Here is a 22446-nt window from a genome sequence, read left to right as displayed (position 1 = left end):
ATACTGCTTCATCTTTAAATGCCTGCGGATAACTCTTATGTGATTTTTTTAAACTCATATCGACCTCTTAATTTATTGACCATACTGTCTCAAAATTAAGTGTCCGATGGAATTAGACCAGAACAATAGTGGAGTTCGCAAACTGCGGTGGGCTAAAGAGCGCGGAGGCAAAAGTGGTGGTGTAAGAGTTATATATTATTACCATAGCCAAGACATTCCTTTGTTCATGCTTTCGCTATTTGGTAAAAATGAAAAAACGAACCTATCTAAAGCCGAATGTAATGTTCTTAATAAACTAACCAAAATTCTTGCAGACAGTTATAGGAGGCAATTATGAGTAATGCATTTGAAAGTATCCAGCAAGGTTTAATGGAAGCCATTGAATTTTCTGAAGGCGAAAAAAAAGGGGCTACAGTCCACAAATTCAACTCTGTAGACGTGAAAGCTGTTCGTACTAATGTTTCTATGACGCAAATTGAATTTGCATCTACCTTTGGTATTAGTTTAGGCACATTGCGTCATTGGGAGCGTGGAGATAGAACACCAAGAGGGCCAGCTCTCGTGCTGCTTAATGTTCTTTCTAAAGATCCCCAAGCAGTAATTAGGGCACTGGCGTAAAAACACATAACAAACAAGGAGAAGCCGCATCCTAATCCCTAGTGTAAGTTACTTGTTCAAATTATGGGTGGCATGGCTTTATGGTGATAGAGACTTCGGCAGGGGTCAAAATATCGGGTAAGCGTTTGACTTGCGGCGGCTTAACAATACTCAGCCACTCCTAGTGTTGGTTAAGAACATATCGATAGAAAAACTGTAATCCATTACGGTCAAGTTTAACTGTACTCCATGAGTGTGAAGCAATTAAATCAGCGAAGTAGCGTTTTAAATCATCGGTTGAAAGGTTATCAGGGCAACAGTCAAAATAAGCACTAATGCGCCTAACAGCGCGACTGTACGCATCGATGGTAGCAGGCCGCTTGCCTTGCAGAGTTAAATTGGTAAGATGTTGTTCATAAAGAAAATAAAAGCGTTGTTGTTCATGAGTTTCCATGGTGATACACCTAGGTAATGCCAAGGTAGGCAGGGGCTAGTAAGTATTTAAGATGGGGCTAAAGATGTGTTTTTATCTTTTCTGCCGCAGAGCGGCTTCGTTCAACAAGGCAATTAAACGGAACTAAAACAGGTGGGTTACGTTTCGCTTCGCTACACATTTTAACCCACTTATTGCGGCGTTAAGGCTCTCAAATGGAACCATCAGAATTAGGTACAAAGTACGACAAAATTGCTCAGTGGTGGCATGACCAACACGTGCGGTCTGCTTATGGTGTAAATCAATTTGAACGAGCTGTTGAATTTACTTCCGGCGGCGGAAAAGCACTTGATGTAGGCTGCGGAGCTGGCGGCAGATTTGTGCGTATATTACAAGATCGAGGCTTTTCGGTTACTGGGCTAGATGTGTCGCAAGAAATGGTCAAGTTGGCTAGCCGCAATCACCCAGAGCATCATTTTATACATCAAGATATTTGTTCATGGGAAACAGAAGATAAGTTTAATTTTATCGTCGCCTGGGATAGCATTTTTCACTTGCCATTTGTTATGCAAAAACCTGTTATATCTAAACTGTGCCAGCTTTTGGCGAAAGATGGTGTATTAATATATACATTTGGTAATGCTCAGGGAGAACACACTGATCAATGGCACAATGACACTTTCTATTACAGTTCTATTGGTATTAACGAAAATATGCAGTTACTTATCAATAATGGTTTGTCAATTATGCACCTTGAACTGGATCAGTATCCTGAAAAACATGTTTATACTATCGCGACTAAGCCTTAACAAGGCTATCAATTTGACCGCCTTACTTTGTGCTTCAGGCAGAAAATTATGGCGGCGTGATATGCGTAGGTGTCGATGAAGTTCGTAATCAAGGTTCTAGTTGCGCTATCGGTCACTCTGTTTGGTTTGTACCATTTGGCATTTTTCATCATGCCAAGCGTCACGATCCAGAATAATTCAGATGCGATGGTTGAATCAGCAAGAGTTGTTCTTCCAAATAGCTCACTTGATTTGGGATCGATCCAAGCAGGTGGTAACAACAGGATTTACTACGAACTTGAGCAAGCTGATGGCGAGTATGAGTTTGACATTGTCTTGAGTGATGAAACCAGGCTAGATGGTTCATGCGGCTACATCACCAACAGTGAAATCAATAAGCGTGTTGTCATCGAGCTGAGTGCCGAGATGCAGGTTGTTTGTAGAGCGGATTAACATGGCTAACCAGCCCACCCAGCCCTAGAATGTTCAAATAATGGGTTGCATGGTTTTAGTTTTTTCATTGTTGAAGAAACAAAGCGTGAAGTGGGAAAATGATAAAAGCAGAGACGAGTCACATTCTGAAGTATTCGCTACGGCTAACCCCCTAGTACAGTCGTTAATTCATTGAATTCAAGCTATTATTTTTATACTAATCAGGTAAATTAATTTACAATAGTGATGTTTAAACAACATTAATGATGATTATAATGACAAATGATAAACCGTGGCTAGCGCAATACCCTGAGGATGTGCCTACAACAATAGATTCAAGTATGTATAACAATATCAATGATTTGTTTAAAGAGTCTTTTAGTGCACATGCTAAAAAAGCTGCATATATTAATATGGGACATAGTTTGTCCTACCAAGATCTTGAAAGTAAAAGTAACGCTTTTGCTGCTTATCTACAATCTGAACTAAAAATGAAAAAAGGCGAACGAATCGCCTTGATGATGCCTAATTTATTGCAATATCCCATCACTATTTTAGGAGCATTAAAAGCAGGGCTCATTATTGTAAATGTTAATCCGCTTTATACCCCTCGAGAGTTAAAACATCAATTACGGGACTCAGGGGCCAGTGCTATTGTTGCCGTAACAAATTTTGGTAATAACCTTCAGCAAATACTGGATGAGACTAACATTAAGCATGTTATTTTAACCAAAATTGGCGATGAGTTAGCAATTCATAAGCGTACATTGGTTAACTTTATTATTAAACATGTCAAAAAAATAGTGCCTAAATATCATATTCCCGGTGCTATTTCATTGCGTAGAGCGTTAACCGATGGCAAGAAACTTCCCTTTATTGAGCCTCAAATATCAGGAGATGATTTAGCGTATCTCCAATATACAGGCGGAACGACGGGTCTTGCGAAAGGGGCAATGCTTACTCATAACAATATTATTGCTAATGTTCTGCAGGTTCATGCTCATTTTGGCCCAAGAACTTTATATGATAAGGAATATGCTGTAACCCCACTTCCGCTTTATCATATTTTTGCCAATTCAGTGAGTATGATGTTTATGCTTTTTGTCGGAGCAACAAATTTACTCATTACTAACCCAAGAGATATAGATGGTTTTGTCGCCGATTTAAGTAAATATCCCTTCACAATGGTTTTTGGTTTAAATACACTTTTTAATGGTTTAAACAATCATGATGGTTTTCAAGCATTAGATTTTAGTCACGCTCGTTTTACTATTGCAGGTGGAATGCCGACGCAGAAACATATTGCAGATCGTTGGCAAGAGCTCACTGGAATGCCGGTCATAGAAGGTTATGGTTTAACTGAATGTTCTCCAGTGGTCGCTGCCGGTACTCATCAACAACAATCATTCATTTCTTCAATTGGTGTTCCTTTACCCAGCACTGAACTGCGTATTGTTAATGATAAAAATGAACCTTTAGGTCCCAATCAAATTGGTGAAATCCAAATTAGGGGGCCCCAAGTGATGAAAGGCTATTGGCAACAAGAAGCCGAAACCAATACTGTAATGCATGCTGGTGGTTGGTTAAGCTCTGGCGATATAGGAAGAATGGATGACGATGGCATTTTTTATATTGAAGACCGTAAAAAAGATATGATTCTAGTGTCGGGATTTAATGTTTTCCCTACTGAAATTGAAGCCGTTGCAACACTTCACCCTCACATCATAGAAGCTGCGGCGATTGGTATTCCTGATGACGTCACAGGAGAAAAAGTTAAATTATTTATTGTACGCAAAGGTGATGTGACCGTTGATGAAATAAAAAAACATTGTCGAAAATATCTTACTGGTTATAAAAATCCAAGAATAATCGAATTTAGAGATGAATTGCCAAAATCAAATGTTGGCAAAATTTTACGTCGAGAATTGCGAGATTCATAAGATCTATTCTAAGCATATCCAACCTATTTGGCCGGTGCAGGGGGAACCTTGTGATTGTTAGTCTGATTTCGGCGAAGCGCCACGACGTTAGTGACCATAGGCCTTACCATAGTTGAAACAAACTGCGGGGCACAAATCAGTTACGCGTGTTAACACTTACAGTGGCCACACCCAAAGCAGCATAGGAAGACTGATGCCGATCACAAGCAGTTCTAGCGGTATGCCTAGCTTCCAATAATCACCAAAACCAAAGCCTCCAGGCCCTAAAATCAAGGTGTTGTTTTGGTGACCTATGGGAGTGAGAAAAGCACAAGATGCACCGATGGCTACCGCCATTAGAAAGGGATCTGAGCTGACATCAAGCGCTGCTGCGGTAGCAATGGCTATGGGGCACATCACGGCCGCGGTTGCGGTGTTGTTCATTAAGTCAGAGAGAAACATACTGGTGACCAGAATGAGCGTCAACCCAAACACAGCATTACCTTGAGCCATGTTGTCGAGTAAGAACCGCGCCATAAGGTCGGCTGTACCGCTGGACTCCATTGCTCCGGCCACAGGGATTAGGGCCCCAAGAAGTACAATCACTGGCCAGTCGATAGCATTGTACACAGAGCGTGGTGGCACGGTTCGCAATACCATAGAGGCGAGTACACCAAGAGAAAATGATATTGCTGCCGGAAGTAAACCAAAGGCTGCAGCGCCAACGGCTAAAGTCATAATAATTCCTGCTTCCCAGGCTTTACGTTTGCTTGGTATGCGCAGCTCTCGTTTGGCTAGGAGGACACAGTTGTTATCACTTGCAAATTCAGAGATAGCTTCGGGAGGGCCTTGCATCAATAGCAGGTCGCCTGAACGAAAAGGCCTTGAGCGTAATCGTGACAATGAAGGTTTACCATAGCGTGACACTGCCAACAGGTTCATGCCGTAGCGCGTACGTAACATGATATCGGTGGCCGAACGTCCAAGTAACGGAGACCCAGGTAACACTGACAGTTCCATAAACACAGTATGGTCTGAGGATTTGGCTTGATCTTGTGCTTTACTCTTGTTTATCGCTCCATCAGCATCATCTTTTGTGTCATTTTCTGGGTTGTCTGCTGCGTTATTAGCCTTGTCCGATTCGGCTTCTTCTTGCTCAATTGCCTCCTCAAGCTCTAAGCCTAATGTAGAGAGTACAACCGCCAGTGATTTAGCTTCAGCCTCGATGACGAGAATGTCGCCAACACGAACCCTACGCCAAGCACTGGGTGCCATTATACGGACATCATTGTGAACCATACCGATGATCTGGGCATCGATCTCATCGATCATTTTATCAATATCGCGCAGGCTCATGCCTGCAATTTTACTGTTTTCGAGTACGCGGGCTTCGGTTATATAAGCCTCTGATTCAAAGCCTTTTACCCCAGACTGCTTACGAGCAGGCACCAGTCGCCAGCCTATCAGAGTGATAAAGCCGACACCCGCAGCGGCAACTGCGAGCCCGACCGGGAGAAAGTCGAACATGGCGAAGCTACCTGTGCCAGTCTGGTCACGAAAACTTGAAACTATCAGGTTAGGAGGTGTGCCTATCATTGTCGTCATGCCGCCGAGAATCGTGCTAAACGCTAGCGGCATTAAAAGTTGCCCTGGCGCCAGGTTTAGGCGACCAGCGAGTTGCACGGCAACAGGCATTAACAGCGCCATCGCGCCGACATTGTTCATAAAACCGGAAAGCACCGCACCTAGTGCGCAAAGCGTTGCCATACTAAGAAACACGCCGGCACGAGCAGGCAGTACGGCACGCGATAGCGCATCGACAGCCCCAGAGGTTTGCAGACCTCGACTGAGTACAAGAACGCAAGCCACAGTAACTACGGCAGGGTGACTAAAGCCAATAAAAGCGTCACCCGATGGCACTAGCCCAGTGAGTACGCACGCCGCCAGCGAACAGATAGCCACCATGTCGTGGCGCCAACGCCCCCATAGGAACAGGCCCACGGTAGCGAACAAGATCAGCAGAATTAATAGTTGGTCGTTTGTCATAAACGCTGCTGAAAATTGATTGTTAGAGTCTTAGAGCAACAAGTCCGTTGTGCCCGAGGGTTACGACAATATCCACTTAGTTGTTTCAATGCTTTGTCTCCGTGCCGACTAAAATGACAATTACATTGATTATAATCTACTCAGCCAAATTCGCAGGCAATCAAAGATAATAAGTTAATGGATACCAAGGTTATTTTGTCAATTAACTGGTATAGCCATAGCTCAAGCTATAGTGCAATCACAAGCTTTAGTGGGTTAAGTTGGTCTTAGTTTCAAATGTCCAAATTCAGCTTTTAACTTTGAACTTTGAACTTGAATTTGAGGCCGTTGAAGGCTTTTTACAAAAGAATACGTGAGCTGACCATGACCTTTCACGCATATCTGACCATAAGGATATGGGAAATGCCATTCTGCTGTCGGGAACATCATTGACCATACCACCACGATATTTGTGGTCGTAAGGCATAAGTACAAAGCATAAAGAAACACCTGGATCCCGGCTCAAAAGCATTGCCGGGACGACGAGAAGGGGGTTAACAGGTTTTGGCCTAAAACGAGTAAGTCTTAGTTTTAGTTTTAGTCTTAGTTTTCAAAAGTCCAAATTCAGCTTTGAACTTTGAACTTGAGGTCGTTGAAGGCTTTTTTGCAAAAGAATACGTGAGCTGGCCATGACCTTTCACGCATATCTGGCCGATAACGATATTTGTGGTCGTAAGGCATAACTACAAAGCATAAAGAAACACCTGGATCCCGGGTCAAAAGCATTGCCGGGACGACGAGAAGGGGGTTAACAAGTTTTGGCCTAAAACGAGTTGGTTTTAGTTTTAGTTTTCAAATGTCCAAATTCAACTTTTAACTTTTAACTTTGAACTTGAGGTCGTTGAAGGCTTTTTAAAAAAGAATACGGAGCTAGCCATGACCTTTCACGCATATCTGGCCGATTAGAATATTTGTGGTCGTAAGGCATAACTACAAAGCATAAAGAAACACCTGGATCCCGGCTCAAAAGCATTGCCGGGACGACGAGAAGGGGGTTAACAAGTTTTGGGCTAAAACGAGTTAGTTTTAGTTTTAGTTTTCAAATGTCCAAATTCAACTCTGTTCACAAATAATAGAACAAGTACTCAGCCAACAACCGCTTTATGTATTATCCCATTGATGGCAAAACGCGATAAAGCTTTTCAGCAACGGGCTGTGGTACTTGTCTTTGTGCACCACTAGCCAAAAGGGGCGTTGCCAATTGAGCGTATTATTATTGTGAGGTAATTGCAGTTGAGTGACTCGGCCATCGTTAATGGCGTACTGTGCGGCTAACGTCGATAAACACCCTAAACCTAATCCTGCCGCGACACTGTTAATGAGCGCTTCAGTGGTATTGAGCTCAAACACTTCATGCCAAGCCTCAATGTGCGGTGCAATAGTGCGTAAAAAAAACTCTCTCGAGCCTGAGCCTGCCTCACGTAATACCCATTCACTGTGTTCTAAATTGGTAAATGTACAGGGTGTTTGTTGGCTTATGGCTAAATGAGGCGCGGCAATAATGCACATTTGGTCGTGGCTAAACTGATGGGCAACTAATTCTGGGTGATGGCTTTTACCTTCAATAAGGCCAATGTCTAGCTCGTAGTCGAGCAGCTTTTGGCAAATTAGTCGTGAATTTGAAATCACCACGCTTTGCGAATAATGCTGTGATTGTTGCCTAAATTGGCTCAGCAACCCGGGAACCACATGATTACCAACAGTATCACTGGCACCTATTTTCAATTGACCTGAAAAAGCGTGGTCTGCATCAAACAATTGGCTGATGTTATTTGCTCTACTAAGCAGCTCATCAGCAAGTGGTAATAGCTTGTGACCTTCTTGATTGAGAATTAATCGGTTATTGACCCGGTCAAATAGCGGATGGCCTAGCTGCTTTTCTAATTCAGCGAGCGCCATACTCACTGCCGCCTTAGACAAATACAAGGCTTCGGCTGCGGCCGTTAAGGTGTTGTGCTGGGTAATGCTGCTAAACACATTAAGTTGTTTGAGTGAGATATTCATAATAGTGATTTAGGTAAATGATAGTGGATTAATCGTTTAGTTTTTCTGAACATGTGTTTTGTATAATTGGATATATATAAACAAAGTGCAAGCGTAATATAGCGGTATGTCTCGTACAGAGCCGTTGAGGTTGTTATGGTAAACAGAGTAAAACGAAAAATAGTGGGCGTACCTACACCCATGGCCGGGCTAGCGTTAGGCATCGCCAGTTTAGGCTGGAGCTGGGAAAATGCCGTTGATTTACAGCACTATGGCCAGTGGATTAGTGCCGCGATTGCCAGTGTATTGTTACTGATATTAGCCAGTAAGTTTGTCTTACATCATGATTTATTGCGCCAGGATGTTGCTCATCCGGTGGTGGGCAGTGTGGTGCCGACTTTTGCGATGGCATTAATGGTAGTATCTAACTCGCTAGGTTATGCCTCAGCCATGGCAGGTGATTTATTGTGGTGCTTTGCGGTCATACTGCACATCAGCTTTTTAGTCGGGTTTATTTATCATCGCAGCCAGTACTTTAGCTTACCTCAAATGGTGCCAAGCTGGTTTATTCCGCCGATTGGTATTGTGGTCGCAGACGTGTCTTTTTCAGGTAATGCGCATTTATTGTGGATAGCCGATAGCGCGTTGATCTTTGGCATGTTGAGTTATGCCGTGATGTTACCCATGATGATTTATCGACTTATTTTTACTGAGCAAATCCCTGATGCAGCTAAGCCGACATTAGCCGTTTTAGCCGCACCAGCAAGTTTATCGTTAGCAGGGTACTTAACTATTAGCTCGCAGCCGTCGCCAGTGATTATTGGTTTGCTATTTGGCATTGGCGTGTTGATGACCAGCATTATTTATTTATCATTTTTCAAACTGATGCGTTTACCGTTTAGTCCTGGTTATGCTGCATTTACCTTCCCGATGGTGATTGGGGCCACAGCATTATTTAAAGTAGCAGCCTGGATGCAAAGCATGGATGTTGGCGCTGAATATATTGCCCAGGTGCGAGGTTTAGCTGAGTTTGAATTGGTTGTTGCGACTGCGGTTGTCAGTTATGTTTGTGTGCGTTATTTACATTTTTATCAGCCCAGAAGATTAGTTTCAGCATAAGTGAGCCGTCATGACCCCAGCAATTGATATGGCCAAAAAGCACAAGATTGATTTTAAGGTGCACGAGTATCAGCATGATGCCAGTAATGAGTCCTATGGCCTGGAAGCTGCGCAAAAATTGGCTTTACCAGCCGAGCAAGTATTTAAAACTCTGGTGGTGAGCCTTGATAATCAAACATTGGCGGTGGCAGTTGTGCCAGTGTCTTCGATGTTGAGCATGAAGTTAATGGCCAAAGCGGCGGGCGCTAAAAAAGCCCATATGGCAGAGGCGGCAGCGGTTGAGCGCTCCAGCGGTTATGTGCTTGGCGGCGTCAGTCCGCTAGGGCAAAAAAGACGCTTAGCGACAGTGATTGACGCTTCTGCGCAGCAGTTTGAGCACATTTATGTCAGTGCCGGTAAAAGAGGGTTAGATATTTCGCTTAACCCCGATGATTTACAGCGTCTACTCAATGCGACATTTGCCGATATTTGCGCCTAATAAAAAAGCGATATACCTCTGAGGATATATCGCTTGGTTCGTGTACACCTTCAATAAAAAGCGCATTACTGATTTATTCTGGCCTTAAACTCTGCTTGAGTTTGTGGGGTTGCTTTTTGGTACCAGTAATCGAGCATGTTAGACACTTCGGCCTGATTTGGCTGTTCAGCGCTGTTGTTCACAACTGGAGCGACACCTTCAGGTTGAGCATCGGTTATGGCTAACGCGACTGGTGCTGTTGTGACCACTGAATTGGCCGGTTTGTTTAACATTTCGGGCGCAACTGCCGGCGCATTCACTTTAGCTGCACGCCATGTAGCTGGGTTGGCTGCGGCGTTGTATTTAGCGATTTCTTGTTCAAAATCGCGACCAAGCTGCAAGCCCTTTTTCATTAACTTGTCTTGAGTGAATTCAACCGCATTACCAGCCTGGTCGGTTAATGTCAGTGTGGGTGAGTCATTAAACTGTGCAGCACTGCTTTTGCTGCGGATGCTGGGCAGTGTTAATTGATAGTCTTGATCGCTGGCAGCAAAACGTAAAATAATCACATCTGAGCTAAAGCTATGCTGACTGCCTTGATCTCTAAAGCGGGCATGATAGCGAAAGGCGATTTGCTGTAGAGCTTGTGGGGTATTGATGTCTAACGTGACCTGTTGCTGCTCAGTCGCGACACCATTGACTAATACTGTATTGGCATTGTTAGGTAGCTGTAAGCTGGCAGCCACACTGCTGTGGCAAAACATGTATGTGGCTAAGCACAGTGCAGTATAAATGATTAAACGCATAAACGTTTCCTATGATAATAATTAGCAGATGCTGTGTTCAGCAGCGTTATAACGGCTGCTCGTCTGCAAATTTGGGGCGGTATTGTTCAGGTAACTCAAAGACCTTGGGTTTACCGCTTAACGGGCAAACAAACGTAAAGTAACACGAGGTTAATTTAAGATCGGGCGCAGTGTTATCGGCATCACCGTGTAATCGGTCGCCCACCACCGGATGGCCTAAACTGGCCATATGAATGCGAATTTGATGCTTGCGCCCCGTGTCGATTTTTACCTGAACTTTAGATTGATTGAGCCCTGAATGATAGGTGATTAATTTTGCATGAGACAGCGCAGGCTTGTTGTCGACAGGGGTGTCAATTTGCACCGTTTCACTAGAGAATTTACCATGAACAATCACCTGGTAGTGTTTTTCTAATGCGCGAGTTTCAAATAATTTAGCGATGGCGGCAGTGGCTTTTTTACTGTGCCCGAGAATTAATAATCCAGTGGCGGCACGGTCAAGGCGATGAATAATAAAGGCATTGCGCTGTGGCTGCATGTTTAGTTCAGCAAAGCGATTCATGGTGGTGTGGTCGCTCCACTTTGAGCCTTGGCAGCGCATACCGTAAGGCTTGTACCACACACTGTAGTCAGTCTCGTCAAACAACAACTCTGCCGGTGCTACCAGTTCATTAAGAATATGCTGATTGTAGTAAAGGTGCAGCTTATCGCCGGGTTGCAAGGGCTTTTTAGCCCGCCTAATTCGATTGGTTTGTTTGCCGTGAGTATGCCAAACCGCGCCTTTTTGCATGGCATCTTTTAATACTTGCTTACCTAAACCACTTGCTTGTGCCAGCAGATTAATTGCATCAGTACTGTGCTCAAGCACATCAATATGGTATTCGGTTTTATCGGTCATTAATTGGGTTAACTCTTACAATCAGGATATTTAGCATCGATTACACTAAATGTTACCTTATTTACTGCTTCATTGTTAATTTACCTCACTCAGATTGATGAAACTTTCTCTACAGTTACGTATCATCTGTCGTAAAGTTGTTTTAGCATAATGCGATAAAACAACATTGCAATCGGAGTAGGCAATTTGGAACACATCGTCTGGGATTTTGACCCTATATTAGTTTCGTTTATGGGCTTAACTGTACATTGGTATGGTGCACTTTTTGCGTTAGCGATTGCCACTGGTTTTCAGGTGATGAAACGGATTTATACAAAAGAGGGGCTTGATGTTGAGTCGTTAGATAATCTTTTGGTGTATTGCGTTGTGGGCATTATTGTTGGTGCTCGTTTAGCCCACTGTGTTTTTTATGACCCTGGATATTATTTTGCGAATCCGCTTAAAATTCTGGCCATTTGGGAAGGTGGTTTAGCTAGTCATGGCGGTGGTTTAGGTGCCATATTGGCCTTGTATTATTACCAACGTAAAGTGAAGTTGCCGTTTTTGTTTTTGCTTGATCGTCTAGCCATTGCAACAGCAATATTTGGCTTTTTTGTGCGCATGGCTAACTTTGCTAACTCTGAAATTTTAGGTGAGCCAACCACTCAACCTTGGGGCATTATTTTTAAACGGATTGATATGTTGCCGCGCCACCCGGCGCAGCTGTATGAGTCAATTGCGTATTTATTGATTTTTATCGGCCTTTACGCCATTTACAAATACACCAATATGAAGCAAAAACACGGTGCCATTTTTGGGGTGTTTTTAGTGTCTGTATTTAGTGCGCGTATTGCGATAGAAAGCGTTAAAGTCAGCCAGGCGGCTTACCATGAGTCGATGTTAAGTGCTGGCCAATGGTTAAGTTTGCCATTTTTACTGACAGGTGTAGTGTTGTTAGTGATGGCTTATCGTAAACAACGCTAACCGATGAACATAGTTAATAAAACGTCCTAGTGCAGCTGCACTAGGACGTTTTTTTATATTAGCTGTTTTAAGATGGGAGTATTACATCCCAGCAGGTAAATACTTAAATCGCTTCATTTGTTCGTAATGGGTATCAACAATGCGTTTGACTTGCTCTGGAGTGAGCAGTGATTGCCATTGATGTTTACCGCCTTTCCTAAAGAAAGCATTAGCATTTTCATGCTTTTCAACAAATCCACGTTTGGCTTCCTGAGCTTTTAATTGCGCAAATGATGAATGCTTAATGGCATTTTTAAGCCTTGTAGGATCTTTCTTTAAGCCTAAAAATGACTCAACTTTGCGGAAGACTTTTTTAGGGTCATCTAGCATGTCTTCATAACGTAAAATGAGCTTTGAGGTATCATCGCTTGTCCAGCTCGATACATGCATCGACCACGAGGTAATAATTTGCGGCACATGCGGCGCCTCGTTGGGGGTACCTGTCATTTCTTCTGCCATGTAGGCAATGGCTTCATCGATGGTGTAATCAAAGTAATTAGCCATCGAAATCACCACATCGAGTGGATTACGCACCACATAAATCGCCCCAGAGGTAACTGAAGAGTTATGTAATGGTTGGCCGTTGTACTCGCCTAAATAATTATGGGTTTTAACAAAGGTGGTGCCTTGAGCCTGATGCGCAATATCTGCTTGCACTTGAGGGCGTAAAACACTGACTTCTTCTAAGGTCAGCTCTGTGGTTGCGGCTTTATCTTTAGGTAAATAAGCTTGATAACGATGCGCTGCAGATTCGGCAGTCGAAATGGTGTGCATGGTATTAATGTCGATAGGCTGATCTTGATTTTGAATGTAGTTCTCTAAAAAAGCGCGTACCCAAGTGTTACCCGATTTAGGGTAAGAGGCCACCCAAAGTATGTTTCCCATTCGTAATCCTTTGTTGTTATTTTTACGTCTTTCAATGTGGTTAAAACTACCGATAATTCAGCAAAATGGCAAGTTTAGTGCGTAACGGGTAAGAGTTAACCGTGCCGATACTATCGCTTATTTAGCGAAAAATAATACTCCACTTTACTGTGAGTAATATATGGATGTAACATTGTTGTTAAATGCGTTTGAATGATGAACGTTATGGCGTTATATCGAACTATTAATTAGGAGAGGGTAAATGGATTTTAATGCAACCTTGGTCGGCCAGTTGATTATTGTTTTTGCATTAGTGATGGGCTGTATTTGTTATTACTTAGGTCGTCGTAAAACACAATCGCCGATTTTAGCCGGTGTGATTGGTGCAGGGTTATCGATAGTGCCTATTTTAGGGTTGGTTTACCTTGTTGTGCTTGTGCTAAAAAAAGATATCGAGAACGCACCAACAGTGGTTAATGGATAAGCGCTAATCGTTTACATAATGATTAACGGTAACGTGATACAAAATGCCTCGCCTAATTAGGACGAGGCATTTTTCGTTCATAATTAAAACTATGCCACTGTAAGCGTTTGTTGTGACTTTTCCGCTTTAACTGAACACACCTTAAACTCAGGGATTTTTGCAATGGGATCTAATGCATTAATCGTCAGTTTGTTCGCGGCAGATTCGGCAAAGTGGAAGGGTAAAAATAATACTCCGACTTGCGCTCGTTTAGTGACAAAAGCCGCGATTTCAATGGTGCCTCGGCGTGTACTGAGGGTTAACATATCACCGTTTTTCACCCCAAGTTGCTCGGCATCATATACCGAAATCATCACTCTTGGCGCCCCTTTAATATCAAGTTCAGGGGTTTTTCGGGTCATGGTACCGGTATGGAACTGCTCCAATAAACGCCCTGTAGATAAGATTAGTGGGTAATCACTATCAGGCATTTCAGCCGGGAATAGATAACTGACAGGGATCATTCGGCCTTTACCGCGTAAAAAGGTTTCGCTATGTAAAACCGGTGTGCCGGGATGGTTTTCATCAAAACATGGCCACTGTAAACCATCCACTTTATGCTCAAGACGCTCCCAGGTTAAGCCTTGATACTGTGGGGTAACCTGGTTGATTTCTTGCCAAATATCGTTGGCACTTTGATATTGCCAGTTGGCATCGAGTTTATTAGCGATCATTTGGATGACCTTCCAGTCGACCATTGCATCACCTGGTGGGGTTAATGCCACCCGAAGTTGTTGTACTCGGCGTTCGGTGTTGGTGAAGTGCCCTTGTTTTTCTGCAAAGGCGCTGGCAGGCAGTACCACATGTGCCATTTGGGCGGTTTCGGTTAAGAAAATATCTTGCACGACCATAAAGTTAATTTTTTTAAGTGCGGCAATCACATGGGCCTGATCTGGGTCGCTCAGCACTGGGTTTTCACCCAATATATACAAGGCATCGATTTTATTTTTGACGATGGCATGCATGATTTCTGTAGCGGCATAGCCGGGTGTCGCAGGCAATGAGCTGTTACCCCATGCATGGGCAAATTTGGCGTTATTGGCGGGGTTATTGATTTTTTGATAACCCGGATAAAAATCGGGCAAGGCGCCCATATCACAGGCGCCTTGCACGTTGCTTTGGCCACGCAGTGGGTTTAATCCGCCGCCGACCACGCCGATGTTGCCACAGAGTAATTGTAAATTAGAGGTCGAAACCACGTTGTCATAGCCGGTAGTATGTTGGGTAATCCCCATTGCATAGTACATGGCTGTTTTAGTTGCGGTACCAATCATTTTTGCCATCGCGGCAATGTCTTCAGCACTGACACCGGTAAGTAACGCCGCATTTTTTAGATTGTAAACAGGTTTGAGTACTTCTTGCTTAAGCAATTCGTAATATTCAACCCGATTATCAATGTAATCTTGGTCTTGCCAATTATTGAGAATAATTTGCTGCATGATAGCGTTGAGCAGCATCACGTCTGTGCCGGGTTTATGGGAGACATAGAGCGTGGCGCTGTCTGCTATGGTGGTTTTTTTAGGGTCTGCGACAATTAAGCGCGCACCATGTTGGCTGACTGCACGTTTAATGTGCGAAGCAATAATTGGGTGAGCGCTGGTGGTATCTGAGCCGATAATAAAAATAACATCAGACTCTTTTATGCTTGGAATATCATTGGTCATCGCGCCGCCGCCAATGGTATCGAATAAGCCTGCAACCGATGACGAATGACACAATCTTGCGCAGTGATCGATGCTGTTAGTACCCATAATGCTGCGGGTAAACTTTTGCATTAAATAGTTTTCTTCGTTGGTGCATTTTGCAGACGATAACGCAGCAAATTTACTTGGCCCAGCAGCCTCTTTAATGGGCTTAAGTTGCTCGGCAATGTAGTTAATTGCTTCGCTCCAGCTTGCCGGCTGTAACTGGCCATTTTTACGGATTAACGGCGTGGTAAGACGCTTAGGGCTGTTTAAAAAGTCAAAACCAGAGCGACCTTTTACGCATAACATCCCTTCATTAACCAGTGAGTCGCTGTCGCCACTGACGCGCATAACGCGGTTTTTGGTTTGATCGACATGTAACTCAACCCGGCAACCGACACCACAATAAGTGCACACCGTTGAGGTTTTGGTTAGCGCTCGGTGTGTGCCTTGGGTTTTATCTCTGGCGTCGACTAATGCACCCGTTGGGCACACTTGCACACAGTTACCACACTGCACACAATCACTGTCGTTCATTGATGCGCTAAAGCCGACACGCGGTGCATTTCGGCGACTGTCTGTTGTGCCTGCTGCATCGGGGAGTGCTTGGTAACTATTGGGCGCAAAACTAATCACATTATGACCACTTTGCTGGTGGCAAGCTTCAACACAGGCACCGCAACTGATGCAACGATTGGCGTCAAAGGTGATAAACGGGGCGCTATTATCGACTTTAAATTTACGGGCGCGGGGCTGTTCAATACTATTGCTATCGACTTTATATTCGGTGGCATAGTCGCGTAATTTACAGTCGGTGTTGGCCTGGCAGGCACATTCTAGGCAGCGCATGGCTTCTTGCATTGCTTTGTCTGGTTTAAAGCCGAGCTCAACTTCTGCAAAGTTAACCGTGCGTGTGAGCTGGTTGAGCTCGGGCATTTTTAATCGCGGACGTCTGGCGGTGTCTGGGTATAATTCGGGGTATGTGTTTGCCGCTAACGAGGCGGTTTTTTTGGCTTTGCGTGAGTTAAATTGTTGTGGTTCTAAATGACAGGTTAAGCCTTCTTTAAGTAAACCTTCAATGGCTTCAGCGGCTTTGCGACCATCAGCAACCGCGGCTACAGCTGTGCCAGGGCCGGTGCGTGAATCACCAATAACAAACAGTTTTTCAACCCCAGCAGACATGGTTTGCTCACACCCCAAGAACGTGTGCCAGCGGCTGAGAGCTATGTGGCCTGTGTCTATTTGATTTCCGGGTTGCTCTAAAAAGTCTAAATCGACTTGTTGAGATACCGCAGGGATCACGGTGTCGAAGGCTTCTTCAAAGGTTTCGCCAGTGGCTTTAGGCGAACGTCGACCAGAGGAGTCAGGCTCACCCAATGCCATTTTGGCAAAGGTGACAGAGCTGACGCGGCCCTGGCTGTCGCTGTGGTTTTCAATTGGGTTAGTGAGAAAATGGAACTTAACCCCTTCAACTTCAGCTTCGTGGATTTCGTAGGGTTCGGCGGGCATGTCTTCGCGACTACGGCGATAGATTAAGGTGACATCGGCGCCATCTCTTAGGGCGGTGCGGGCACAATCGATAGCGGTATTACCGCCACCAATGACGGCCACTTTTTTACCCGTGATTAACTTTTTGTCGGTGCAATAATCACGTAAGTAATCGACACCTAAATAGCAGCCTTGTAAGTCGCTACCTGGGTAGTTCATTGGCACAGCTTTTTGCGCGCCAATCGCTAGACATACCGCATCGTAATTAGCCACTAACTCGGTTAAGTTAGTATCGCGCCCCAATGCACAGCTAGTATTAATCTTAAGGCCATTGCGAGTCAGCAGTTCAATTTCTTTATCTAAAATTGCTTTAGGTAAACGGTACTCGGGAATACCATAACGTAACCAACCACCGGCTTTTGGGGCAGACTCCATAATGGTGACATCGTGGCCGTTATTTGACAGGTAATACCCAGCGGTTAAGCCTGCTGGGCCGCTACCAATAATGGCGACGCGTTTGTTAGTCGCGGGTGCTTTGGGTGGTACGTAAGACTCGAGATCATTTAAGTCTAAATCAGCAGCGTGACGCTTTAGCTGCCTAATGGCAACAGGTTCATCAACCAGACCTCGGCGACATTCTGCTTCACAAAATGCTGGGCAAACACGGCCAATCGATAAAGGTAAAGGTAAGGTTTGTTTGATGACTTTAACGGCTTCATGATGGTCACCTTTACCAATGTGGTAAAGATAAGATTGCACATCTACACCTGCTGGACAGGCGGTTTGGCATGGTGCTTCACAGTCGGCAAAGTGGTCGCTTAAGATGTCGTTCAGTGCTTGCTGGCGCACTTTACTTAAATAGCTCGACTGGGTAATCACATCTAAGCCTGTTTCTAGAGCGGTTTCACATGCACGAGCACAGCGTAAACTCCCGTCATGGTTTTTGATTTGTACCTGGCACAAGTTACAGTGCTGTTTGGCTTGATTGTGGGAAAAGTCACACAAGCTAGGGATGTTAATACCAGCATCTGTGGCGGCTTTGAGTAAGCTATCTGCTTGAGGCAGAGATAGGGTTACGCCGTCTATGGTGATGTCAATCATTACAAAGCCTTTTAAGTCTGCATTAAATGGGGCGTACAAGCTGGACGTTATTCGGTTATAACTGCAAAAAGCGGAGATTTTTAGCGTGGATATGCTGCTCTGCAGGTTGCGTTTGATAACCTTGGTGTTGCTTCTGCACCCACTGTTGATAATTTCAGTTTAATTGGCTAGGGGATGTTCGGACGTGATTTAGATCATTTTTGTGGTAATTAAAAAGCATGTTTGAATTTATTTCATATTTAACATTGTGTTATGAATATGAAAATAGCGATGGTAAGACCTGTTGAAGCGTTTTTTTTCGCCATTGTTTATGATTATGGACAGCAAAATGGCCGATTTATGTTGTTTAAACAGGCACAGACAGAGGTAACGTGCTCGCCCAGTTAGGCTCTGTCTGTACGTGTTACTGTGTTACTTAACTCGAGCTCAGGTTACTTAAGCCTGAATATTGCTTCGACTCTGTCGCTAACAGTCACTTGGCCTTGTTGATAAGTTTGCGCCACGTCGGCATTTATTTTCATGCTGGCGCGGTACATTTCTGGCTGATGAGATTGAGTTGGAAAATATCTCACCTGCCATACCCCGGCCACTTGCTCACCAAATCCCTTGGCTAATGATTCTGCTTTTTGCTTAGCATCTTTAATGGCGGCCTGACGAGCTTGAGCCATCATGTCGGCTTCTTTACTCGATTTAAGCTCAATATTATTCACCTGATTAAGCCCATCAATTAACGCGCTGTCGAGCAGTTCGTTGAGCATATTAAGGTTCATTACGGTCACAGTGATTTGTCGATTAGCACTGTAACCGGTCAATGTTTTTGGCTCATTTTGTACATATCGATATTGTGGATTGAGCTGAAGATTGGCGGTTTGGATGTGCTTTTTATCAATACCAGCCTCAAGTAAACGCTGTCTGAACTGACTCACGGCTTCGTCGGCTTCATCTTTGGCCGACTTTGCATTGGCCGCTTCAATTGATACCGCAACGCTAATAATCGCCATGTCGGCTTTTGCTTCAATAGTACTGGTGCCTACGGTTTCAATATGGGCAAAGCTTAATTCGGCCGCTTGCACTGTCGCTAAACTGCTGGTGGCGGTTAAGGCAAAAAATGTGCTTGAAATTAAGCTGTTGAGTAATAGTTTATTCATTAATAACTCCGCGGTTTCTTATTACTAGCTCAGGTGTGTACGCTTATGTTGATTAAAAGCGTGCTGCTAATCTGTGTAAACGTGGCAAAACCTAAAAAGGGTTTTATTTTTTATTTGCAGTGGGTGTATGGAAAATCTGCGCTGAAATATCAAGCAGCTTTTGTCGTATCCATTGGTTAACCGGATCGTCATCGGCTTGTTTGTGCCAATACATGTGTACCGCTAGATCGGGCACTTCAAACGGTAAGGGCGATACCACAATAGGCATAGATTGTTGCAGCAACATGGCATAACTATTCGGCATGGTCATGATCATGTCTGACTGGCTCACCACATTAATAGCAGCAAAGTAGTGTTCGCAGCGCAGGGCAATATTACGGGTAATGCCCTGAGTCGCGAGCGCCATGTCGACAGTGTCGATGGTAAAATCTTTTAAGCTGACTAATGCATGTGATGCGTTGGCGTAATTGTCTAGGGTGAGTTGCTGCAATATGGGGTGATGTTGGCGACACACCAGTGAAAACGGTTCGTGGCAAATTAAGCTGCTGCGAATGTCTTTATGGGTAGGCATAAGCACATCTATCACAATGTCTAAGGTTTGTTGCGCCAATGATGGCTCAAGCTCAACGCGCTTTATTTGGCGGCTATTTAAGGTTAGATTTGGCGTATTGTTGAGCAAGTCGGGTACCAAAACGGGAAAGAACATTGACTCTAATATGTCGCGTAATCCGAGTTTTATTTCTCGTTTATGTTGTTGAATGTCGAAAGTGGCAGGTTTCGAAAGAGTGTTATCTAACAAGTCCATTGCCTTTAATACATCTGGAATGATTTTTTGGCACAAGGGCGTTGGCAGCATTTTTCGGCCATTACGGGTAAATAATGGATCGTTAAACTTAGTGCGCAGCCGAGCGATAGCATGGCTTACAGCAGGTTGAGTTAAGTGCAATTTGCTGGCAGCGCCAGTGATGCTGCCTTGTTGATAGACCGTTGTTAGGATCAAAAAAAGGTTAAGATCCACCTTACTATGCAGCATATTAATAGTTATCTATGAGTTAGTATCATTTGAATTAATTTTAGGCTTGGTTAAATTAAAGTCAAACTAAACCAATAAAAGCAGACTCAACATGACGACATCACAAGAAGCATTACAAATTAAAAAAATGACTATCGGTACCGACAAATACCCAATGCCATTACCGCCTAAATTCGACACACCTCAACAGCAACAGCAGTATGAAAAACAGCGTTTAGCGGCTGCGTTTAGAGTGTTTGCCCATTATCGATTTGATGAAGGCTTAGCAGGCCACATTACCCTACGAGATTGTATTGACCCAGAAACCTTTTGGGTTAACCCATTGGCGGTACATTTCTCAAAAATTAGCGCGTCAGATTTGGTTCGTGTGGACCATAAAGGCAACATTATGGAGGGCAAACACCCCATTAATAATGCCGCGTTTGCGATTCATTCTCGTATTCATCACGCTCGCCCAGATGTGAATGCTGTTGCTCATGCCCATACAACTTACGGCCGTGCTTTTTCCTCGCTTGGCGAGTTACTAAAACCCATATCGCAAGATGCCTGTATGTTTTATGAAAACCACAGCATATTCGACACCTTTACCGGCGTGGTGGCTGACTTGTCTGAAGGCGATATGATTGCCGAGGCTTTGCAAGGTCATGCCGCGGTTATTCTACAAAATCATGGTTTATTAACCGTGGGTAAATCGGTTGATGCCGCGACGGCAAATTTTGTCATGCTAGACAGTTGTTGTCACAGTCAATTACTGGCACAAGCGGCCGGCGAACTTAAACTCATTGGCCATGATATTGCCACCAAAACCCGCCAAATGAATGGCTCAGATCTCGTGACCTGGGGCAACTTCCAACCTATGTATCAAGTGGTTCTAGCACAAGACAACAGCTTTTTAGATTAACCTGAACTTGGGATAAGGGATGAACTTATACTATTTAAAATCAAAATTTTATCTCTTCTCACTTTCAAGCTTTCATTTGTTCTGCTAACAAGGCGAATTGACGCGTCAATAGCTAGCCTATTGTCAGTCGATTCAACGCATTTAGCAGGGCAAAGGACTGTTCGAAAGGCGTTTATTATCCCGAGCTTAGGTTAGATTAGTCTCTAGCTTAATACCACTCTCGCTAAGCCGTTTGGCTTAGCGAGCAAGGATGCATCTATGACAGGTTCGATTATTACCGAAATACTGCTGCCGCTTGCGCTCGCCTTTATCATGTTTGGTATGGGGTTAAGCTTAACGCGATTTGATTTTTTACGCCTTTGGCAAACACCAGCACCCATTGTTACTGGATTTGTGGGGCAAATTATTGCACTGCCTTTACTCGCGTTGGGTATTTGTTTAGCCATGGAGTTATCGACACCCATGGCGATAGGTTTGATGATTTTGGCGGCATGCCCTGGGGGGACAACCTCTAATGTTGTGAGTCATTTAGCCAAAGCCAATTTAGCCTTGTCGGTGAGTCTTACCGCCATCAGCAGTATCGTATGTGTGTTTACCGCTCCTTTTGTGATTCAATTTGCGGTTGGCTATTTTGCCAATGGTGCTCCCATTGATGTGTCGTTAACCAGCATTTCATTAGGCTTGTTAGTGATAACGCTGCTGCCCATTGTGTTTGGCATGGTTGTACGCGGTTATTACAGAGAGTGGGCCATTAAGGTTGAAGTGTACTTTAGGCGGTTTGCATTAGTGTTTTTGTTATTGATGATAACTGGGGTTGTCATTCAAGAGCATGCCATAATTGTTGAAGCCTTTAACGAGGTATTTATTGCCTGCTTATTGCTAAATTTTGGTGCCATGTTAATTGGCGTGGTGAGTGCCAAGCTATTAAAACTGACACATAAAGATGGCTTAACTCTGGCGATTGAAATTGGTTTGCAAAACTCAACCATGGCGATGCTCATTTGCATCAGTTTATTGCAAATGCCCAGCTATGCTGTGGTTGCTGGCGTGTACAGTTTAACCATGTATTTAGGGGCTGGGCTGCTTATTGCGTATGCCAGCTATACTAGTAAACAAAATCTAGCCAATCACAATAGCGCATCAATGTAGCGCATCAATGAACATTAATTTAGTTGTCACATTAA

Annotated in this window: 20 protein-coding genes; 11 read left to right on the top strand and 9 right to left on the bottom strand. The window is 43.9% G+C overall.

Going from position 1 to position 22446, the window contains the following annotated elements; translation table 11 throughout:
• Nucleotides 1-106: 106 nt before the first annotated feature.
• Together IEY48_RS10545 and nadS are read left to right on the top strand one after the other, a co-directional pair.
• On the top strand, nt 107-337 hold the full coding sequence (locus tag IEY48_RS10545) for a type II toxin-antitoxin system RelE/ParE family toxin (RefSeq protein WP_188920048.1): 231 nt from the start codon (nt 107-109) through the stop codon (nt 335-337).
• Nucleotides 334-618 (top strand): NadS family protein, encoded by a 285-nt coding sequence (gene nadS / locus IEY48_RS10540; protein WP_188920046.1) that lies wholly within the window; start codon nt 334-336, stop codon nt 616-618. The genes IEY48_RS10545 and nadS overlap by 4 nt, the downstream gene beginning before the upstream one ends.
• 160 nt (nt 619-778) lie before the next feature.
• Here the strand turns inward: nadS and IEY48_RS10535 are convergent, their stop codons facing one another.
• Entirely contained in the window at nt 779-1051 is a 273-nt protein-coding gene (locus IEY48_RS10535; RefSeq protein WP_229786398.1) for a site-specific integrase, read from the bottom strand.
• A gap of 194 nt (nt 1052-1245) precedes the next feature.
• Between IEY48_RS10535 and IEY48_RS10530 the strand changes: the two genes are divergently transcribed.
• From IEY48_RS10530 to IEY48_RS10520, 3 genes are all read left to right on the top strand, one after another.
• Nucleotides 1246-1839, top strand: coding sequence for a class I SAM-dependent DNA methyltransferase (locus tag IEY48_RS10530; RefSeq protein ID WP_188920044.1), 594 nt, complete (start codon nt 1246-1248; stop codon nt 1837-1839).
• A 75-nt stretch (nt 1840-1914) separates the two neighbouring features.
• Entirely contained in the window at nt 1915-2271 is a 357-nt protein-coding gene (locus IEY48_RS10525) for a hypothetical protein (RefSeq protein WP_188920043.1), read from the top strand.
• A gap of 242 nt (nt 2272-2513) precedes the next feature.
• Nucleotides 2514-4190: an AMP-binding protein gene (locus IEY48_RS10520; protein ID WP_188920041.1), complete on the top strand. Its 1677-nt coding sequence runs from the start codon at nt 2514-2516 to the stop codon at nt 4188-4190.
• A gap of 156 nt (nt 4191-4346) precedes the next feature.
• On the opposite strand, the gene IEY48_RS10515 is transcribed toward IEY48_RS10520, so the two are convergent.
• Both IEY48_RS10515 and IEY48_RS10510 read right to left on the bottom strand, forming a co-directional pair.
• Complete coding sequence (locus IEY48_RS10515; protein ID WP_188920039.1) at nt 4347-6215, bottom strand: SLC13 family permease; 1869 nt, start codon at nt 6213-6215, stop codon at nt 4347-4349.
• 1140 nt (nt 6216-7355) lie between these two features.
• The gene (locus tag IEY48_RS10510; protein ID WP_188920037.1) at nt 7356-8258 is read right to left on the bottom strand and encodes a LysR substrate-binding domain-containing protein; all 903 of its coding nucleotides are present in this window, start codon (nt 8256-8258) and stop codon (nt 7356-7358) included.
• Between the two features lie 135 nt (nt 8259-8393).
• On the opposite strand from IEY48_RS10510, the gene IEY48_RS10505 reads away from it, so the two are divergent.
• The gene (locus IEY48_RS10505; RefSeq protein WP_188920035.1) at nt 8394-9356 is read left to right on the top strand and encodes a TDT family transporter; all 963 of its coding nucleotides are present in this window, start codon (nt 8394-8396) and stop codon (nt 9354-9356) included.
• A gap of 10 nt (nt 9357-9366) precedes the next feature.
• Nucleotides 9367-9834, top strand: a complete 468-nt coding sequence (gene ybaK / locus IEY48_RS10500) for a Cys-tRNA(Pro) deacylase (RefSeq protein ID WP_188920033.1) — start codon at nt 9367-9369, stop codon at nt 9832-9834.
• Nucleotides 9835-9899: 65 nt separating this feature from the next.
• Here the strand turns inward: ybaK and IEY48_RS10495 are convergent, their stop codons facing one another.
• Entirely contained in the window at nt 9900-10619 is a 720-nt protein-coding gene (locus tag IEY48_RS10495; protein WP_188920030.1) for a YccT family protein, read from the bottom strand.
• 46 nt (nt 10620-10665) lie between these two features.
• Nucleotides 10666-11517 carry a pseudouridine synthase family protein gene (locus IEY48_RS10490; protein WP_188920027.1) on the bottom strand — a complete coding sequence of 284 codons (852 nt, stop codon included), beginning with the start codon at nt 11515-11517 and terminating at the stop codon, nt 10666-10668.
• A gap of 186 nt (nt 11518-11703) precedes the next feature.
• Here IEY48_RS10490 and lgt point away from each other — a divergent pair, with 186 nt between their 5' ends.
• Nucleotides 11704-12480, top strand: a complete 777-nt coding sequence (lgt, locus tag IEY48_RS10485; RefSeq protein WP_188920026.1) for a prolipoprotein diacylglyceryl transferase — start codon at nt 11704-11706, stop codon at nt 12478-12480.
• A gap of 81 nt (nt 12481-12561) precedes the next feature.
• Here lgt and IEY48_RS10480 read toward each other — a convergent pair whose 3' ends face one another.
• The gene (locus IEY48_RS10480) at nt 12562-13404 is read right to left on the bottom strand and encodes a sulfotransferase domain-containing protein (protein WP_188920022.1); all 843 of its coding nucleotides are present in this window, start codon (nt 13402-13404) and stop codon (nt 12562-12564) included.
• Nucleotides 13405-13645: 241 nt separating this feature from the next.
• Here IEY48_RS10480 and IEY48_RS10475 point away from each other — a divergent pair, with 241 nt between their 5' ends.
• Complete coding sequence (locus IEY48_RS10475; RefSeq protein ID WP_188920020.1) at nt 13646-13867, top strand: hypothetical protein; 222 nt, start codon at nt 13646-13648, stop codon at nt 13865-13867.
• Between the two features lie 89 nt (nt 13868-13956).
• On the opposite strand, the gene fdhF is transcribed toward IEY48_RS10475, so the two are convergent.
• The 3 genes from fdhF to IEY48_RS10460 form a co-directional block, all read right to left on the bottom strand.
• Nucleotides 13957-18180, bottom strand: a complete 4224-nt coding sequence (gene fdhF / locus IEY48_RS10470) for a formate dehydrogenase subunit alpha (protein ID WP_188920017.1) — start codon at nt 18178-18180, stop codon at nt 13957-13959.
• A gap of 431 nt (nt 18181-18611) precedes the next feature.
• A complete protein-coding gene (locus tag IEY48_RS10465) occupies nt 18612-19328 on the bottom strand; it encodes an oxidative stress defense protein (RefSeq protein ID WP_188920013.1) in 717 nt (238 codons plus the stop codon).
• A 103-nt stretch (nt 19329-19431) separates the two neighbouring features.
• Nucleotides 19432-20361 carry a LysR family transcriptional regulator gene (locus IEY48_RS10460; protein ID WP_188920009.1) on the bottom strand — a complete coding sequence of 310 codons (930 nt, stop codon included), beginning with the start codon at nt 20359-20361 and terminating at the stop codon, nt 19432-19434.
• 91 nt (nt 20362-20452) lie between these two features.
• Here IEY48_RS10460 and IEY48_RS10455 point away from each other — a divergent pair, with 91 nt between their 5' ends.
• Together IEY48_RS10455 and IEY48_RS10450 are read left to right on the top strand one after the other, a co-directional pair.
• Nucleotides 20453-21262: a class II aldolase/adducin family protein gene (locus IEY48_RS10455; RefSeq protein ID WP_188920005.1), complete on the top strand. Its 810-nt coding sequence runs from the start codon at nt 20453-20455 to the stop codon at nt 21260-21262.
• A 258-nt stretch (nt 21263-21520) separates the two neighbouring features.
• Nucleotides 21521-22411 (top strand): bile acid:sodium symporter family protein, encoded by an 891-nt coding sequence (locus IEY48_RS10450; protein ID WP_188920003.1) that lies wholly within the window; start codon nt 21521-21523, stop codon nt 22409-22411.
• Nucleotides 22412-22446: the final 35 nt, after the last annotated feature.

The sequence above is a fragment of the Shewanella saliphila genome (genome assembly GCF_014648295.1).
Classification (GTDB): domain Bacteria; phylum Pseudomonadota; class Gammaproteobacteria; order Enterobacterales; family Shewanellaceae; genus Shewanella; species Shewanella saliphila.
The sequence above is the reverse complement of the archived record's forward strand: the minus strand, read 5'-3'. Positions and strand labels throughout refer to the sequence as shown.

Coding starts and splice junctions, on each gene's coding strand:
- IEY48_RS10545 (WP_188920048.1), top strand. CDS start 107: ATGGAATTAGACCAGAACAATAGTGGAGTTCGCAAACTGCGGTGGGCT.
- nadS (WP_188920046.1), top strand. CDS start 334: ATGAGTAATGCATTTGAAAGTATCCAGCAAGGTTTAATGGAAGCCATT.
- IEY48_RS10535 (WP_229786398.1), bottom strand. CDS start 1,051: ATGGAAACTCATGAACAACAACGCTTTTATTTTCTTTATGAACAACAT.
- IEY48_RS10530 (WP_188920044.1), top strand. CDS start 1,246: ATGGAACCATCAGAATTAGGTACAAAGTACGACAAAATTGCTCAGTGG.
- IEY48_RS10525 (WP_188920043.1), top strand. CDS start 1,915: ATGAAGTTCGTAATCAAGGTTCTAGTTGCGCTATCGGTCACTCTGTTT.
- IEY48_RS10520 (WP_188920041.1), top strand. CDS start 2,514: ATGATGATTATAATGACAAATGATAAACCGTGGCTAGCGCAATACCCT.
- IEY48_RS10515 (WP_188920039.1), bottom strand. CDS start 6,215: ATGACAAACGACCAACTATTAATTCTGCTGATCTTGTTCGCTACCGTG.
- IEY48_RS10510 (WP_188920037.1), bottom strand. CDS start 8,258: ATGAATATCTCACTCAAACAACTTAATGTGTTTAGCAGCATTACCCAG.
- IEY48_RS10505 (WP_188920035.1), top strand. CDS start 8,394: ATGGTAAACAGAGTAAAACGAAAAATAGTGGGCGTACCTACACCCATG.
- ybaK (WP_188920033.1), top strand. CDS start 9,367: ATGACCCCAGCAATTGATATGGCCAAAAAGCACAAGATTGATTTTAAG.
- IEY48_RS10495 (WP_188920030.1), bottom strand. CDS start 10,619: ATGCGTTTAATCATTTATACTGCACTGTGCTTAGCCACATACATGTTT.
- IEY48_RS10490 (WP_188920027.1), bottom strand. CDS start 11,517: ATGACCGATAAAACCGAATACCATATTGATGTGCTTGAGCACAGTACT.
- IEY48_RS10480 (WP_188920022.1), bottom strand. CDS start 13,404: ATGGGAAACATACTTTGGGTGGCCTCTTACCCTAAATCGGGTAACACT.
- IEY48_RS10475 (WP_188920020.1), top strand. CDS start 13,646: ATGGATTTTAATGCAACCTTGGTCGGCCAGTTGATTATTGTTTTTGCA.
- fdhF (WP_188920017.1), bottom strand. CDS start 18,180: ATGATTGACATCACCATAGACGGCGTAACCCTATCTCTGCCTCAAGCA.
- IEY48_RS10465 (WP_188920013.1), bottom strand. CDS start 19,328: ATGAATAAACTATTACTCAACAGCTTAATTTCAAGCACATTTTTTGCC.
- IEY48_RS10460 (WP_188920009.1), bottom strand. CDS start 20,361: ATGCTGCATAGTAAGGTGGATCTTAACCTTTTTTTGATCCTAACAACG.
- IEY48_RS10455 (WP_188920005.1), top strand. CDS start 20,453: ATGACGACATCACAAGAAGCATTACAAATTAAAAAAATGACTATCGGT.
- IEY48_RS10450 (WP_188920003.1), top strand. CDS start 21,521: ATGACAGGTTCGATTATTACCGAAATACTGCTGCCGCTTGCGCTCGCC.